The 15,568-nt window shown below is 45.5% G+C and carries 15 protein-coding genes; 7 read left to right on the top strand and 8 right to left on the bottom strand.

The genetic code is table 11. The annotated features are described in order from the left end of the window. The first annotated feature begins 549 nt into the window (after positions 1 to 549). The gene (locus tag P6574_RS21620) at positions 550 to 1,065 is read left to right on the top strand and encodes a GIY-YIG nuclease family protein (protein WP_310622410.1); all 516 of its coding nucleotides are present in this window, start codon (positions 550 to 552) and stop codon (positions 1,063 to 1,065) included. 299 nt (positions 1,066 to 1,364) lie between these two features. Next, the gene (locus P6574_RS21615) at positions 1,365 to 1,970 is read left to right on the top strand and encodes a recombinase family protein (RefSeq protein ID WP_310622409.1); all 606 of its coding nucleotides are present in this window, start codon (positions 1,365 to 1,367) and stop codon (positions 1,968 to 1,970) included. Positions 1,971 to 2,008: 38 nt separating this feature from the next. Here the strand turns inward: P6574_RS21615 and P6574_RS21610 are convergent, their stop codons facing one another. The 3 genes from P6574_RS21610 to P6574_RS21600 all read right to left on the bottom strand — a co-directional run bounded on the left by P6574_RS21610 (position 2,009) and on the right by P6574_RS21600 (position 4,865). Then, positions 2,009 to 2,191, bottom strand: a complete 183-nt coding sequence (locus P6574_RS21610; protein ID WP_310622413.1) for a DUF6527 family protein — start codon at positions 2,189 to 2,191, stop codon at positions 2,009 to 2,011. 146 nt (positions 2,192 to 2,337) lie between these two features. Continuing rightward, positions 2,338 to 3,726, bottom strand: a complete 1,389-nt coding sequence (locus P6574_RS21605; RefSeq protein ID WP_310622408.1) for a ThiF family adenylyltransferase — start codon at positions 3,724 to 3,726, stop codon at positions 2,338 to 2,340. Then, positions 3,723 to 4,865: a multiubiquitin domain-containing protein gene (locus P6574_RS21600; protein WP_310622407.1), complete on the bottom strand. Its 1,143-nt coding sequence runs from the start codon at positions 4,863 to 4,865 to the stop codon at positions 3,723 to 3,725. The genes P6574_RS21605 and P6574_RS21600 overlap by 4 nt, the downstream gene beginning before the upstream one ends. A 155-nt stretch (positions 4,866 to 5,020) precedes the next feature. Between P6574_RS21600 and P6574_RS21595 the strand changes: the two genes are divergently transcribed. Genes P6574_RS21595 through P6574_RS21580 form a run of 4 tightly spaced genes read left to right on the top strand, consistent with a single transcriptional unit; the run spans position 5,021 to position 7,311 of the window. Further along, positions 5,021 to 5,230 carry a ribbon-helix-helix protein, CopG family gene (locus P6574_RS21595; protein ID WP_310622406.1) on the top strand — a complete coding sequence of 70 codons (210 nt, stop codon included), beginning with the start codon at positions 5,021 to 5,023 and terminating at the stop codon, positions 5,228 to 5,230. Beyond that, positions 5,227 to 5,874: a GNAT family N-acetyltransferase gene (locus tag P6574_RS21590; protein ID WP_310622405.1), complete on the top strand. Its 648-nt coding sequence runs from the start codon at positions 5,227 to 5,229 to the stop codon at positions 5,872 to 5,874. Before P6574_RS21595 ends, P6574_RS21590 begins: the two co-directional genes overlap by 4 nt. Next, complete coding sequence (locus tag P6574_RS21585) at positions 5,871 to 6,359, top strand: helix-turn-helix domain-containing protein (RefSeq protein ID WP_310622404.1); 489 nt, start codon at positions 5,871 to 5,873, stop codon at positions 6,357 to 6,359. Before P6574_RS21590 ends, P6574_RS21585 begins: the two co-directional genes overlap by 4 nt. A gap of 19 nt (positions 6,360 to 6,378) precedes the next feature. Then, a complete protein-coding gene (locus P6574_RS21580) occupies positions 6,379 to 7,311 on the top strand; it encodes an ImmA/IrrE family metallo-endopeptidase (RefSeq protein ID WP_310622403.1) in 933 nt (310 codons plus the stop codon). Positions 7,312 to 7,538: 227 nt separating this feature from the next. Here the strand turns inward: P6574_RS21580 and P6574_RS21575 are convergent, their stop codons facing one another. Next, positions 7,539 to 8,243 carry a hypothetical protein gene (locus P6574_RS21575; RefSeq protein WP_310622402.1) on the bottom strand — a complete coding sequence of 235 codons (705 nt, stop codon included), beginning with the start codon at positions 8,241 to 8,243 and terminating at the stop codon, positions 7,539 to 7,541. Positions 8,244 to 8,555: 312 nt separating this feature from the next. Here P6574_RS21575 and P6574_RS21570 point away from each other — a divergent pair, with 312 nt between their 5' ends. Beyond that, positions 8,556 to 9,101, top strand: coding sequence for a gamma-glutamylcyclotransferase family protein (locus tag P6574_RS21570; protein ID WP_310622401.1), 546 nt, complete (start codon positions 8,556 to 8,558; stop codon positions 9,099 to 9,101). A 497-nt stretch (positions 9,102 to 9,598) separates the two neighbouring features. Here the strand turns inward: P6574_RS21570 and P6574_RS21565 are convergent, their stop codons facing one another. From P6574_RS21565 to P6574_RS21550, 4 genes are read right to left on the bottom strand one after another with little or no spacing between them, the layout of a single operon-like run. Continuing rightward, complete coding sequence (locus P6574_RS21565; RefSeq protein ID WP_310622400.1) at positions 9,599 to 10,090, bottom strand: hypothetical protein; 492 nt, start codon at positions 10,088 to 10,090, stop codon at positions 9,599 to 9,601. Next, positions 10,083 to 12,281: a hypothetical protein gene (locus P6574_RS21560; protein WP_310622399.1), complete on the bottom strand. Its 2,199-nt coding sequence runs from the start codon at positions 12,279 to 12,281 to the stop codon at positions 10,083 to 10,085. The genes P6574_RS21565 and P6574_RS21560 overlap by 8 nt, the downstream gene beginning before the upstream one ends. Continuing rightward, on the bottom strand, positions 12,271 to 14,211 hold the full coding sequence (locus P6574_RS21555; protein WP_310622398.1) for a tyrosine-type recombinase/integrase: 1,941 nt from the start codon (positions 14,209 to 14,211) through the stop codon (positions 12,271 to 12,273). The genes P6574_RS21560 and P6574_RS21555 overlap by 11 nt, the downstream gene beginning before the upstream one ends. After that, the gene (locus tag P6574_RS21550) at positions 14,208 to 15,524 is read right to left on the bottom strand and encodes a tyrosine-type recombinase/integrase (RefSeq protein ID WP_310622397.1); all 1,317 of its coding nucleotides are present in this window, start codon (positions 15,522 to 15,524) and stop codon (positions 14,208 to 14,210) included. Before P6574_RS21550 ends, P6574_RS21555 begins: the two co-directional genes overlap by 4 nt. Positions 15,525 to 15,568: the final 44 nt, after the last annotated feature.

Genomic DNA, 15,568 nt, shown 5'->3' with positions numbered 1-15,568 from the left:
ACGTGTTCCTGTTTTAACACCGTGGGCCTTAGATAGTGTAATTTTCCCAAAAACTTCAACATCATTAGCTAATTCAATATCATATGAACTAATTCGGTAATTTTGGAAAAGTTTGTCACAAAATCGTATCTCAATTTGGAAGGTGAAAATGCATTACAAAAGTAAAGACCGAAATGCTTGTCTATCTATGAGTAATCACCATTAGGCATCTCATGTTGGGGCTTTGCCCCCGCCGCTCGCGCGGCTCCCCCAGGATATTTAATGAGCATTGAGAGTTCGGTTTTTCCCTGTTTTATAGATAGGTTATTGGTAAAGTGAGATTTACCTCTATCATTTGTATCTAATTGATCGGCCCCCTTTTTAGGGCGTATCCTTACTGGGCGGTACAGGCAGGGATGCCGATGGCCGCGAGCGTTGAGAGCGGCAGGCTTATGGCCTGTCGTTTTTCATTACATAAACTTTCATACCGAGTACCTTGCAGCCGTTGCCTGCCTGGTAGTTCTTCGTGCCTGCGGCTTCGCGCTTTACGTAAGAGGTAAGACGCACATTATGACGGTCTATTTTATCACTGAACTTTCAGATGATGCGGTGGATCCGTTGCGGATCAAAATCGGACGTTCTGTCAACGTGAAGCGGCGTATGTCAAACCTTCAAACTGGCAACCCAGATGAACTGGCATTGATGGGTGAAATCCGCACACAAGGGATCACACAAGACGCGGTCGTTGAGCGCACTTTGCATAAACGGTATGCATCAAAGCATCTGACGCGAGAATGGTTCTCATTGGGTGCAAGCGATGTGATCGATGCGCTGAAATACCATTCATCGATGGCTTACATTACTGTTGGATCGGACCCGTTTGAAATTGTCTCTTATGATCGCGATGCGATTCCTGAATTTGCGAGTCCATGGGCTTGGGGGGATGTTGAGGTATGGGATTTTTGCCCTTGCTGTGGGTGGGCAGGGGGATGGTCCTACAATGAAAGTTACTGTGGTGAGCGATGTTTGAACTGCGGTGCTGGTGAGGTCGATTTCGATCAAAGCCACCTCTACGAAAAATACTGAGGAAAGTGTATCCCTTTGTTACGACTGACAGCGGCAGCTTTCGTGCGCAAAGCTGAAGAGCGAAACTTGTTGTTGTCGTCGCTGGCGAATATGGTAGAGGCCATTATTGCTCAAAATGTAATGCTTCCGGAATGTGATCTCATCAGATGGCAATGCGAATAGTTTTTCACGTTGGCTTTCTGTCAGGATGGTGCGGCGCGGCATACACTTTATGTCCCAGTTGGAGTATTGTCTGTTTTGGACACTATTCGGTCCAGTAAAATCAAGGCCTTCAGGCATCAATTTCCAGGAGGGTTTAATTGGGACAGCAAGCAGTCATCTATTGCCGTGTTTCAACTGCAGATCAGTCTTGTGAGCGACAAGAACAAGATTTGCTCGCCTTTGCATATCGAGCTGGTTACGAAATCGTCGGCATCTTCAAAGAAACGGAGTCCGGAGCAAAGGTTGACCGATCAGAGCGGAAGAAGGTGATGGCACTTGCACAGGCAAGACAGGTTGATGCCGTTTTGGTGACTGAGCTTTCACGCTGGGGTAGGTCTACGACTGACCTGCTAAGTACCCTTGGTGAACTCAACAGCCGGAAGGTTTCTGTTGTTGCCTTAAATGGTATGACTTTTGATCTCTCAACACCCCATGGACGGATGATGGCCACATTCCTTTCCGGGATTGCAGAGTTTGAACGAGATCTGATCAGTGAACGGGTCAAGTCTGGTTTGGCGGCTGCAAAGGCAAGGGGCAAGAAGCTTGGTCGACAGCCAGGCCAACGCCCGAAATCTGACCGGCTGGCACCCAAAGTTTTGGAGTTTGTTTCTGCAGGCCGAAGTTACCGTTGGATTGCTCGAGAGCTTGGTATCAGCAAGAACACTGTGATGGATGTTGTGAAGCGACATCAACAAGGTCATTGATTGCTATCGCAACCTTTAATCGGGGAAATCACTGTTCATTAATCACACCAATAAATATGACCGTCCCGTAACCAGAAATGCGCACCGCACCCCGATTTTCTCCATACCGAGGGGTGAAGAGTTGGAGCTTGATTTTCTGAAGATCTGAGCTTCCAGTTAGGACTAGCTTCTTCAAGAAGCATCATCTCTAACGTGTCACCACAGCCACAAGGGCAGCGCATTGCTACTGACCAGTCATCCCCGTCATCACGACAAAGATAAAGATGCCGTGATGATATTAGGTTCGGTAAATCATCGTATTCAATAATTAGCAACTTGCGGCGCGGCCCGTATCGTTGCCACAATCGTCGTATCCAAGCTAGGACTTTCATGCGGCATCCTTTTCGGTAGACGTTGTCATACATGGTAGACCCAAAAGAGGTTGGGCTAAGCCTCGGCCAAGGTCTATTTTTTCACTTAACGTAAAATCAGCCTCACCAATGTAATCGATTTCGCCGCCTGCTAAAGAAAACAAGGTTCTAGCAAACCCTTCATTGCCATCATGACGAAAGTTGAACAAACGTGTTGTCCATTCTAGCACTGCATCTCCGGCTACTCTCATGTTGAGCGCCATCACAGACGGGGCTTCCTCGTGTACTCCTTTCAAATACCCTGCGTCCAACTCTCTCTGTGCAGTCTCTGGGGCATTTGTCTCTAGATACTCCCTGCGAAGACCTTCTGGAGTTACGACATTTCGATCTGTAAGATTTGGGCCACCTGGCCAAACATAGTCAATTCGACCGCACACATCTGCAATATGAGAGATCCCTGCCGGATCTTTTCTTGTCGGTATTGTAACTCCAAGATCAATGAGTGGGATGAGGCATGATTGTGCCAGCAACTCAGCAAAGCTACGACCTGTCATCCTATCAACACATGAAAAGATAATATCTGCAGCTGAAGCTGCAATTATTGCGTCAACCTCTTCGATTGAGCCCTGGATTGTTATCACTTTTACCTTCGGCGAATATTGCCGGATAGCTACTGCCATCATCTCTACTTTTGAGCGATTGCTGATTGCATCCTGAAGAGTTGAGTTGACAATTCGATTTAGGTTTTTGGGTTCCATAATGTCGAAGTCTATCAATATAAGGCGACCTACACCCATGCGAGCGAGAAGTTCGGCAACAAGTGATCCTGTCCCTGATACGCCTACGACGCAAGCTGTTTGCTCTTTCAGAGCTTTAGTCATTTGCGCTCCGAAGGCCATTGGTATATTGGAGTTTGCTGATAGCTCTCTGAGATCAGTTCCAACACTAAGAACTCGAGCAATACCTTTAATCGCTCCGTCTTTCCGATAAAGCCGAACTTTAATTGCGCCATTAGGCGTCATTATTGCTGACCCATGATGGAAACCGTCGGCATTGATTGCCTCGAATAATGACGGCATTGTCTGCCTATCACTTTTATTATCATGCTTGGAAAACTCAAACATCCCACCTGGATGACTATGAATCAATATGATTGCATCACCACACGGTTCAGCTCGATCAATGGCTTCTTCAACACACTGTCCGGGCCACTTGATAAAGTCCTGAGAACGATGGACGCATAAACCATCCGGCACATTCAAGATATCTCGAACAATGAGACGTTCTTTTTGAGGACCAGTGAAGCGACAGATCAAGATGGCAGCGGATTCAAGGTTGTCACCGGGATATAGCATGCTTCTCAGTGCTGAGTGTTGTGCTTTTGTAAGCGTAAAACTTCGGGTCATTCCCCAACCTCCTTCAGCAAAGCTGCTTCAATCACAGCTAAATGCGTCATCACACTGTCTGTGGCAGGGTTCCAGCGTGTTTGACCGTAAAGATGGCGGGACCATTGCTGAAATTGCTGACCTTCAATTTGTGTTCTTCCATTTGTTTCACCAATTCCTAAGCCTGAGCCTAGCATTAGGTGCGGAAGGCAATGAAACATATCAATTTCAGAATGCGGGTAGGTTGGCGGTACATCAATTGCAATATTGACGACGTCATGATTGTAGCCTCTCGGCAAAACAAAGTTCTTGAGGATCAGCCAACGACGCCCATTTTCTTGGAAGGTTTCCCAGGAAAAACCTCGTTCATTGAGGTAAGCCTCATCTTTATCCAACAATGCAAACTCGCGACGGGCAGCAGGTTGCGCCTCGCCATTGTTGATTTCTGCTGGTGTAAGACGAAGTTTTTCTATTCCCGGCAAACTCAAGTCAATTTGATCATTCATAGCAACTTGTAGCTTTGGTTCACCTTTTCGTTTAAGTATGGCAATCCAGCCAGAATTTGGGTCAAAGCCTGCTTCGGCTAATGCTTCTTTCACGATTACAAATGGCTTCGTGAAGGACAGAACTACGCCTTGAACATTAAGCTTCCAGCTTTGTTCACGTGAGACTAAACGCTCAAGTTCTAGTCCAATCAACTCGACATAATCTTCATCTGATAACTCGATATCTGGTTCGTTAGAACGTTCTAAAATCAAGGTGTCATTTGCTGGTACCCGAGCAATTAATTTAATGAGTGATACTGAAATACTCGAAGCCCCCCATGCAAAACGTCGACCATTGACTACAAAATAGTGCAATCTGTCTGATTTGAACGCAAAGAAGCGCTCTGGGCCACGCTCCCTCAAGTTAACCGTTTCATCCAACTCAACTGTTTCAACTTTGCCATGACGTGGGAGGTAAAGGAGTACATGTTCATCAGCTGGCAAACGATCAAATGTCTCAAGGATCTGGCGGCCAGTTGGCTCCCCGTCAGAAATTCTCCGTTTCTCATCAAACCCATCATTTCCCCAAAGACGTAAAAGGTAGTTTTTGCTTTGTGGGATCTCGGTATCACCCTGGCTGCTAACCCAGCTCTCGATGTCAATTTCGTCTCGCATTACTTAAATCCATTTTCTTTTGCATGGCACAATGCCAATGCTCACCATTCAATATATAATAGCTATTTTTTAGCTATGCAATAGCCAATTGTAAGATATTTTTTATTGCTTTTTTCCAGGAAAAATAGTATACGGAGAGAAAGGGAGCATAAAAAATGTCAAAAAAGACCATGACACTGAATCTCACCGAAGCCGAAATGGTTGTCCTGGAGGAGCTATGCGAGAAAAAAGATTTGAGTAAAACTGTCTTGCTTCGGCAAGCTCTTCGCCTTTATCAGCGTGTTGAAGAGCGCCTCGAGAGAGGTGATAAGCTGTTCTTTGAGGATGAGGCTTCAAAAGAAAAAGCGGAGATCATGATGCTATGATCGCGAAGAGGCCTTCTGATATAACGCCGATTTGGTTACGAGATAAACATTTAGATAAAGATGTTGATGCGGAACTATGGAACGGCATTACAGATAAAAATCTTGCCGATTGGGAAGCCGAATGGGTTCCACACCTGCAGAGTCAATTAAAAAGGCTAAATCAGCAAAACATAAGTCGCAATTTTTGGCCTCAGAGTCGACATTGGAACTGGCGTGATAAGCAAAACGCAATTGCAACACAGTTATCTAATTTATCATTCGCAATTGTAGCGGAAAACATGACGCAGGCTATGATGATAATTGATCTGACCAAGCGAGCCCAACTGCCCAGCCAAAAAAGTCAACACATTGTTTATGTCGATTTTCTAGAAGCTGCCCCATGGAATAGAAATGATGTCAGGGATGAAGCTGCAAAGTTTGGCGGCTGTGGCTCAATACTTATAAACGCAGCTATCCAACAAAGTATACTAGAGGGCTTCAAAGGTAAAGTTGGTCTGCATTCATTGCCACAATCGAATGTTTTCTATGCAAATGCATGTGGTATGACTGACTTAGGACAAGATGCGAGTTATCATAACCTGCGCTATTTCGAGTTTGATCCTGATAGTGCACAAAGGTTCCTTGAGAAAGGAAGAGGAGAATGACATTCAATATCACCAAAGCATGGTGCCGCGCTGCTAGTAAACGAGAAGACGGTCTTGATGTTGCGGCAGGTATGATTGCTGTCAATCCTGTATCCATTAAAGAAGATACCATAGAAGAGAATCCTGATGCGTCACGGTTTGCACTTGGACGCTTCATTAACCTCATGCGTCGTGATCGAGGTTTGTCGATCGAAGATCTAGCGTTAAAAGCGGATGTTGAGATTGGTGACCTGCTCAGCCTCGAGAACAACACTGCCTATTTACCCGATGCCCGTACACTTTATCAGTTATCTGAAGCCTTTGGTGTTTCTCAAGAAAAACTGATGACTTTATCTGGACTTACATATTCTAAAGATGATCAATATGTCGAAGAAGCAGTCCGGTATGCCGCGAAATCTGCATCTATAGACGTTTTGTCAGATGAAGAGCATGCAATATTAAATGGACTTATCTCAGTTTTGAGCGAAGATACTAAGGATCAATAGTTAAGAGGCGGGCAAGTAGTTGGCGAAAAATGAAATCTTAAAAGCGAAAACAGCCGCAGATATTGATCGAAAGATCGATAGAGTATTAAGAGATTTAGGCAATCCGGAACCGCCTCTAGATCTCGACACTGTTCGAGAGCTTCTCAAACTTGATCTCGCTTACTACTCAGCTGAAGACCCTAGCATTCTACAAGAAGTTGTATCTAAAATGTCAATGGCAGGTAGGCAAGTGCTTGCCCGTCCTTCGCGTATTCTTGATGCAGTTCGCAAATGGGATTTGCGAGCTCTATATATACCAGATCGCAAGCGAATCTTGTTAGATAAGGATCAGCCAAAGCTGAAACATCGATGGCACGAAGCCCATGAAATCGGCCATAGTCTCTTACCTTGGCATGCTGGTGCGATGTTGGGAGACAACGCTAAGACACTTATCCCTTCTTGTCATGCGACACTAGAAGCAGAAGCAAACTTTGCGGCGGGAAGGTTGCTGTTTTTACGCGATAGATTTGCTGAAGAATGTCTTTCCCAGAAACCTTCCTTCGATGCATTGAAGCAGCTCAAGGAAACTTACGGTAATACCCACACGACTACTTTTTGGCGAGGCGTTGAAACCTGGGGTAAGGAGTTACCAATCATTGGTCTGATTACAGATCATCCCCACCCAGTACATCGTGGTGAGGATTTTGATCCGAATAGCCCTTGCCGACACTTCATACAGTCTTCAGCGTTTGCCGCTCGGTTTTCTAAATTGCAGGAAACATTGGTATTTGATAAAATCGTAGAATATTGTCGGGCTAATAAAGGTGGCCCGCTTGGAAGCGCTGATGTAGTCCTGATAGACGATAATGGCGACGAGCATCTATTTTATTTTGATAGCTTTTCGTTTTACTATCAAACGCTTACACTTGGCGTATATCAAACGCCTTATAGACGTTTGATTGCAGTTGCCTAAGTTGTAGGATTAAGTCCTTTAGTCTGCCATCTGTGGGTTGAGCCCTGATGATTGACAACTCTTAACCGTAACCATCTAAGTGAGTTTATCAGCGAGAACCTAAGACAAAAATTGGTGGCTTTTAGTGCCTGTCTCAACTGTTGATATAATATGCCAAGCAATCGTCGCCTAAACCCCTTGAGTTCATATCCAGCTAATAGCTTAGATTTGCGCATAGATTGTGCTAGCTAGCCAAAAATTGCGCTAGAAAGCTCAATATACTCAGGTTTTTGAAAGTTGGCCTGCTCAACGTGTTGGAAGTGCAGGAGGAAGTGCTCTGCCTCAGTACTCTGCGGTTGGATATAAGATTGAAGGTGAGGTACAAACTCTGATCCAGCACCGATAATCACAGGTATCATGTTGATGAAGATCCTGTTTATTGAGACTCTACCGCGTTCCGCAAAAAGCTCAAATTCTTCAGCTGATAATTTACCCCGGATGAGATCGCCTGCATCTGCACGTAATCTATTTTCCTGACGAGGCATTTCAAACAACTCGCGGAAGTCGCCCCAAGACACATAGTGCTCAATGAAACCACCTCCTTCCTCACCTTTTCCTGCTGGATAATTCACTAAGAGATAGTCTCGGCGTTCATTTTGCTGCGCATGTCGGTGCACACTCCGTATCCCGTGTGCCTTGTTGTGATGTTTTGCATTCCTATATGCGAGTACACAGCTACATAATGGGCTACTATAAAAGTCGAATTTTATCCTTGGTATCGAGCGAGTTGCATCATACAAGCTGGCAAACGTATCCAAAATGCCTTTGCATGCAAGTTCCACGTTGCCAATAGCTTCGTTGGCATCAACAAGAAAAAGGTCTTGATACTTATATTTCTGCTCGATAAACACGCGTAGAGACTGTGCGAAATCTTCGAACCGCTCTGAAATCATCTTCACCCTCATAGATTTATTGTTAGTGCGATGCGGTTGCCATTTGTTAGAGGCCGTTTAATCCAAAGACTTATGTAATGCTTGGTCATGGCGAGTACTCAGCAAAAACAATGCCAATGCTAGAACCCAAATTAGTGAACTCGAATGCAGCCCGAGAAGCAAAAGAAATCCCGCCTTCCTTTTGCTCGCATTTAATCAGAGTTTAGTCTGATGATTGCCAGTCTCAACAGGTATACATACGTACGTTGACATCGTATTTCGCCGTTGCCACAGATACAACTTCCAAAAGTACTTAAAAACGGAGTTGTTCTAGTGACACATTTTATCTACTTCGCATACGGTTCCAACATGTTAAGTAGTCGACTTAGAAGACGTTGCCCCAGCGCAAGGATAATTGGCAAAGCAGTCGCCAAAAACTATAAACTAGAGTTCTCCAAAAAGAGCAAAGATGGCTCGGGTAAAGCTACTCTTATTGAGACTTCTGATTCCTTTGATGCGCGTGGTGTCTTATTCAAGATAGCGGCTGATGAGTTACCTTTGCTTGACCGTTTAGAAGGAGCTGGAAAAGGATATAGGCGAATAGATAAGTTTAAAGTTATTACCGAAAGCGGTCCGCAAAGCGTTACTACTTATTTGGCGACAGAAATGACTGGTAGTTTATATCCTTATGATTGGTACCTTGCTTTAGTTATAGCTGGCGCAATGGAGCATGATCTAGGCGCAGAATATATAGATCAGTTGCAGGCAGTCACCTATCAAGAAGACCCCATAGCAGACAGGAAAAGTCGTGATATTGCACTAAAGGTTCTACAGGGACATGGGTACGAAAAAATATCTGATCTGCTATCCCATCTTTAAGGTAGTATTTTGCCCTCTCCCGCAAACTACCCCTGACTAGCTGATTATCTATGCTTAGATAACGACAAAATATGTCTATTTCTATCTGTGCCGCAGCCGTTTGCATCTAATGCAATCTGTCACAGATAGTTCCCAGGCTGCACCTTACGGGTGTACCGGTAGAGGGTCGCGACCAGATAAACTAAAACCTTGTACATGGGAATGTAGGTCAGTCTGAGGCCCAGATCTGATTGGGCTTTACCGCCTTAAGTTGTGCAGCAGGCACAGATCGATTTTGTGCCCACTCGCCGATCTTGGCGTACAGGTGCTTGATGCCCAGTTCTGGCTCGGCCTTAGCCTGTTTGGCTACGCAAACACATCCGGCATGGCAGCTAGCTCATGTTCTTGGCATCATGCCGAATCCACGAACAAACTCTACTTAAAACTACTAATCCAAATTTCCCGAGCTACCTCTACGCGTTTCAATAGCCCAAAAAGAAAGCGGCGTTCGAGGATGTTCAGTCGTGCCTAGGAAACTCGAGAACCTCGTTATTGGAAAAGACCTTCTCAAGTTTAGGTAGCTCTTTTCCAATTGATAAGCAGTAATTCAATAATTGCTCAACTTGGGCGGTTGCCTGGCGAAGCTCCAATATCAAGCGAAGTTTCTCATCCCGCAGTCTGGTATTATCTGTGTTTGTTTTTTGCAGTTGATCTTCAAGTTTCCTAATTTGAGCAAGACGGGCCTCTTCAATGCTCACTCGTTTTCGAGTGGCAACAGGCCGACTTCGTAAGGCTTCTACACGCACATATAAATCATCATTTTTTGCCAAAAGATCGAGATAGTTTTTACTCACCTTAGCCAAGCGTTGGATTTTGGATTTTGTAGGCGCCTTGAACTGACACCCCATGCTTTCAGTTTCCTTTTTCTCAAGTTCAAATGCCTCAACGACCGCTAGTACACTGGCATATTTTTGCTCAGATTTAGTGGGTAGGCCGTGTCTGTTAGGCATTTTCATACTCCTTTAACGTGCGGCGCGCATAGGGATCCAGATACGAAAAAAAAGTTTCATCATAAGCGCGCACTTGCTCAACCATGTTTGCAATTCGAACATCCGTTTTGTAACGCTTAAGAGGCCCGGAAAAAGACCAGACGGTCTTTAGAACTTCATTGAGGAGGTTCACAAATTGGTTTCTGAACAGAGCAACTTTCCCATCAAATTGTTGCTCAAAGCGTTTGAGGAGTCGTTCAGTATCTTCAGCGCGCTTATCCAGCCCGATCCAGTCTTCAAAGTTATATTGGCACCACGGGACGCAGCCCGTATCATCCAACTTGCCGCTCACTTTACTGCAGGCACCTTTGAAGTTAGCGCCACCGCGTTTTGCCATACAATATCGACCATGGCCGTTGCGGCGTACTCCTTCGCCTAAAAATACAGCAACATCATCTAACGTATCGCCAAGATCTCTCAAGATTTCCAAAAAATCAGATGTGTTTGCGGTATCAATCGCACTTTGCAAACGTGCCCTGCGATGCTTATCTTCTTCTGAGACCGCATCTATTTTTATGAGAAACTCGACCGTGTTGCCAACAAGCAAGTCGTTCTGCGTTCTGTGCCCTTTAAAGTTCGTCAGTGCTTTGAGTATGTTGTAACCAAACTGGCGGTCTAACTTGCGATGTTCAACTTCGAGTGCTTCTATATAAGAATGATTGGGGTTGGATTGTGCGTAGGCTGAGGTTTGTTCGATCAAATCATGCCCAGCTTGGATTTTAACCGCCAGCAGATCTCGCCCAGTGCGCACAACCAAAGAGATTGAGCTGGGGCGCAGGCGCTTCAATAAGCTATCGAGTGCCCCTTCACACCTATACTGCTCTTTTAGTAACTTCCCGATTTGCCTTACTTCTCCCGCATGTTTCAAAAACAATTTGTCATCCGGATTAGTTGCTGCAATTGTTTCATGAAGTGCTTTAGAACGCTTGGCAACCTCTAGCACAGGGGATGCAATTTTGGGGTATGACCAATCACGTAGTTCTCCATGAGTTGAACCAGTGTTTTTGAACACACGTCCCTTGATCAGGTCAAAGTCTTGCTGTGTTGGGACATAAAGGTCCTCTTTCAGTGCAAATGCTTCTTGCACGCGCATACCAGTAAGAAACAAGACATAAATTAATGCAGCAGTTCTGATTGATCTGACAAAGGTTAGAAGCGCCTGCTCATATCGAAAATCAAAGGGTTTCGTGTAAAGAATATTGGATTGACCCAGAATAGGGGCAATGAAGCACCCTTGGCTGTCAATTAGCCCTTTCTTGGCCCAGGCTTGATGATTGGGTGCCATGACCTTAGCTTCAAAATCAGCTGCGATTATTTTGGAACATTGAGGGCCATGTTTGAAAGCATATTTGCCGTTACGCTTCCTGACGCTAAACAGCTCTGTTGCCTCACCGGTTCGATCCAGGCGTTCTCTGTGATCCTCCCGCCACTCCCAAAGTGTTTCTGCAATTTCGATGTATCCAATATAGGTCGTACAGAGGTGCAAAAGCTGCGATAGATCGTGGTCCTCAAGCGCTCCAAAAACGACAGCTCTTGTGTTTAAACCCTTGTGTTCATTCGTCCTGCATTTCTTTGCCTGGATATACTGAGTGTATGACTGAGGAGAAAAACAAAAGCCATCCTGAGTGTCTTCGAAAACCACATGCACCAAACTGATACCATTGCGCATCTGCTTGGTGACGGGTACCCAAAGGTCGAAATCGCTTTCATTGATGGAGGCGAATAACGGATTACCATCGGGGCACCCATCATTGGCATCGGGAATATGTACTTTCTTTTGAGATAGAATATTGACCATCAAAATGAAGCAATGGCTATAGATTTGCTTAGTTACAGGCGTTAATGCAATTGTAGACTGATCATGCAAGTACAGCCACACCATACGCTTCACACGTCGTTTTAAGCCAATTAGGTCTGGATTTTTTGGTGACGGTTCAATTCTGGTAAAATCAATTTTGCGTTTGGCTAAGTTACGGCTGATTTGTGTTTCTGGAAACACCCAGACATCATCTTCAAGGCGAAATCCGTGACACAGGGAAATTTTATTCTTTATCTCATTCCACGGCGCGGACCATTCAATTTGGCTGGATTTCGCGGCCATAAGATCTGCCGGTGTTAACTCAACAGCAGTCTGGAAAGCGTCAGCGTGCATCACCACCCTCTTTTGCAACGAGCTCCTTAACGGCCCTTCTTATGTCTTCTGGGCATTCTGTAAGCAGGCCGTTCCAGGCTTCCAGTTGAAGCTCCAGCCAATAGCGTAATTCCGGATCCCGCTGCTGGGCATGTTCCTGCTTGAGCCGCATCTGTTCCCAAGCAGCTAAAGTTGCAAAGCCATCTTCACGCGGGTTCCAAAGGGAGTGTGGACACAGGATACACCTATTGGAATTACACTGCCGTTCCCCATTCCTGCAGGAGTTATTAGGATCTGCGAAGTCGGGTGGCTCAAAAGGAGAGGTACAGCGAGCCCCCACACACGTCATGTTGAACTTGGCCCGGGAACTCACCGAAAGATTAGAACCGCCATGTTTGAACCGTTCCCGGATTGCCGCCACATTGATCATATATTTCTGAGAGATTTCGTCGTAGGTTATTCCGGTGGCACGAGAATATGTTTCATATGCCTGATCCCGTAACCCGCGGGATCGAAGATACTCCATAGTAGTCATTAAGTTTGTGTGCCCTAGAGCCTCTTGAACAGTGAAAAGACTATTTGTTTCCTCCAAGACTTTTTGGGCAAACAAGTGGCGCGTGTCGTAGTATGTCAGCCCGCTATCAGGCACAGCTCGATTTAAAAAACTGGCTATTGTCGGAGCAGGGATCTCAGTTGCACTTCTAGGTATGCCGTCGCCACTGCGATAGATCAGGCATCGGTTCAAGATGTTAGTCATTATGGCAAGCTGACTTGTGAGTTTCTTGAAGGAAGGAATGGTATGATCACTCCTTCCTGATACCTCTTCTCGAAGAGCCTCCACATGTTGTGCAACCAATGCACGCAGTCGTTCAGAGCGTCCTTGCATACGCCTGATAGCCCAATAAGCGCCACCTTTTGTAGTGCTAACGGCTCTGGAAACATAATCGTTTCCTGTTTTCGGGCGAGCGCCCGACTGACCTGCTGCTAGGGTAATAAACTCACCTGAAGTCGGTGCCTTCCTGTTCTTTGCAGCTGCAATAATCGGATCGATACTGATTTGCTTGGCAGCATCGGTAAACCCTGTATCCAAAGTGATCAGCAAGAGTGTGGCGGTGGCTTCTTCGCAGGTTGGAAATAAGGCCTCCACAATATCGCCTTGAAAGCCCCCATGGCATAATTTATTTGTGTTTCGATAGACACTGGGCTTGCCTTTCCAAGGATAGCAGTCTGTCTTTTGTTTGGACCAGGAACCTTTTCTTTTCCCGGTGATAATGGCGACCTCCTCAAATTTAAGGCAATCAAACATAACGTGTGCTTTATTGAACTTGTCTGTGCCATATTCGGGGGTGATAGAGATCAGTGGGTTTCCTGAATCAATTTTGTCCAGCATGGCCAAGCAATATTGTTTGATTTGCGGCATCATGTCGGTGCTAATGTCTTTAGCAGCTCGACTAATTTTAGGTTTTTTGTTGCGTGGATATTGTATTGGAAGAACACCTGCTCCTTTTTTAGTCGAAAGGTTGGGGTATTTACCTGGAGCATGTTCATTCATGCGCGCTTGAATATAAGCGAACAGAGCATTGCCTTGTGAATGTATTATGGAGCGATGACCATAGGAAACGCCGCGTTCATTGAGCCAGACTGAGTGCCCATTAATGAGATGTTGCGTGAGGTCCGATAAACCTAGGTCGGTTAAGCCTTTCTCATGGCAAAATGTGAAAAAACTTGAAAAAAATACACCCATACTACTGAGTTTTGTGAGTTTGCTCGCGCGCGCCTCAAGAGCAATACGAATGTCGCGCATCAACTCAGGTTGCCCAGCAAATGGATAATAGATGTCGTTACTTCTAGTCGCTTTGGGTTTGCCTTTATAAAACGGGCGTAAGTGCAACTTCTGCGTTTTGTCACAGTTATAAATCACATAGTCTGAGGGGGTTGTACCGAAGGTCATGAATAAAACTCCTCGATGTCTTCCTTAAGACCTATAATGGCTTGGTCACCAAACGCTCTTGCTCGCATGTAGCGAATGTATTGTCCCGTGGTTTCAGCGCTTGAGTGGCCCATCTCCAAGCGCAAGACCTCCAAAGGGCCTTGCGTTAGGATTGCACGCTCAAAAGCCTCTTTCGGAGACAGTCTGGTCCTTGACAGGCCCTTCATCTGCTGTAGGACCAATTCGGTAAGACGGTTCACTGCAAAAGCATGGCGCCCTGTATGCGGGCTCCAGTGTTTGAACGGTACATTCAAGAAGGCACGGTCAACAAAACCTGCTGTCATTGCTTTTTTGAATCTATCCCTTCGTATCGATATGAATATAGGTTCCTCTGGTTGCGCACGGCCCAGCTTTATCTTCTGCCGTTCCCATAACTTACGTTCGAGTTCTTGGCGCCCCGTTGTCATCCACGCTCTAATGTCGTCATAGACAAACCTCGGAAGCGTTGTTGTGCGCCACTTATTCCCTTTCCCAAGGAGGTGGAGTTTAACTCTGAGGTTCGATGGATCCATTTCGACTTGAGTTGGGGGAAGGATATGGCTTCGGGTCAAAGAAAGGACTTCCTGATGACGTAACCCGCCAAAGCATATGATGCTTCTAACCACCCGAAAGCGCAGATCGTGTGTGCCACGTACCCATGCCTTGAGTTCACTCAACAGCGGCATGTCTGGTTGCTTTGGGGGAGCAGCAGAAACCGCAGTCCAAGTTTTCGGAATTGAAAACTCATAGGGAATGAAAGGCCTTGTTCTTACATCATATGCAACAAGGAACAGAATATAACTGTTTACCACCATCCCAATGGCTTTAAGGATCTCCCGGTTCTTTGACGTGAACTCTTGGCGATTCAGCATATCGTCTTCGAAGTCCTCAAGACTTCCACGTTTGCCTAAAGGATCCCGAGTCGAAGCTAGGTTGATCGGATCATATTTTTGATAATCACCGCATTCTTTGCCGCGGACTTCGCACCAGACTAAAAATTTGAGCAGATGGTCCCGATAGGTAGAAAGCGTTCGCGCACTCAAATGCCGTCTTTTTCCAATCAGCCCGATTCTTGGGACCTGGCCTTTGTGAGGTAAACAATAAAAGTCTTTTGTTGCTTGGTGGGAGAGATAAAAGCGGGCCAAATATCCCGCCTGTAAGGCTACCAAAAAATCTCGCGGACTATCCAGCAAACAGCCAGACCGAACAAGCTGAAAAGAAGGAATGACGAAGTCTTTATCTACCCGTTGTGTTGGGAAGGTTCCAATATAGGCATTAAGATTAAAACGCTTCATCACGAAATCAATAACCTTCGAATTACCTTTCAGACATCATAGTA

It is taken from the genome of Pseudovibrio sp. M1P-2-3, assembly GCF_031501865.1.
In the GTDB taxonomy this organism is placed as follows: Bacteria; Pseudomonadota; Alphaproteobacteria; order Rhizobiales; family Stappiaceae; genus Pseudovibrio; species Pseudovibrio corallicola.
The sequence above is the reverse complement of the archived record's forward strand: the minus strand, read 5'-3'. Positions and strand labels throughout refer to the sequence as shown.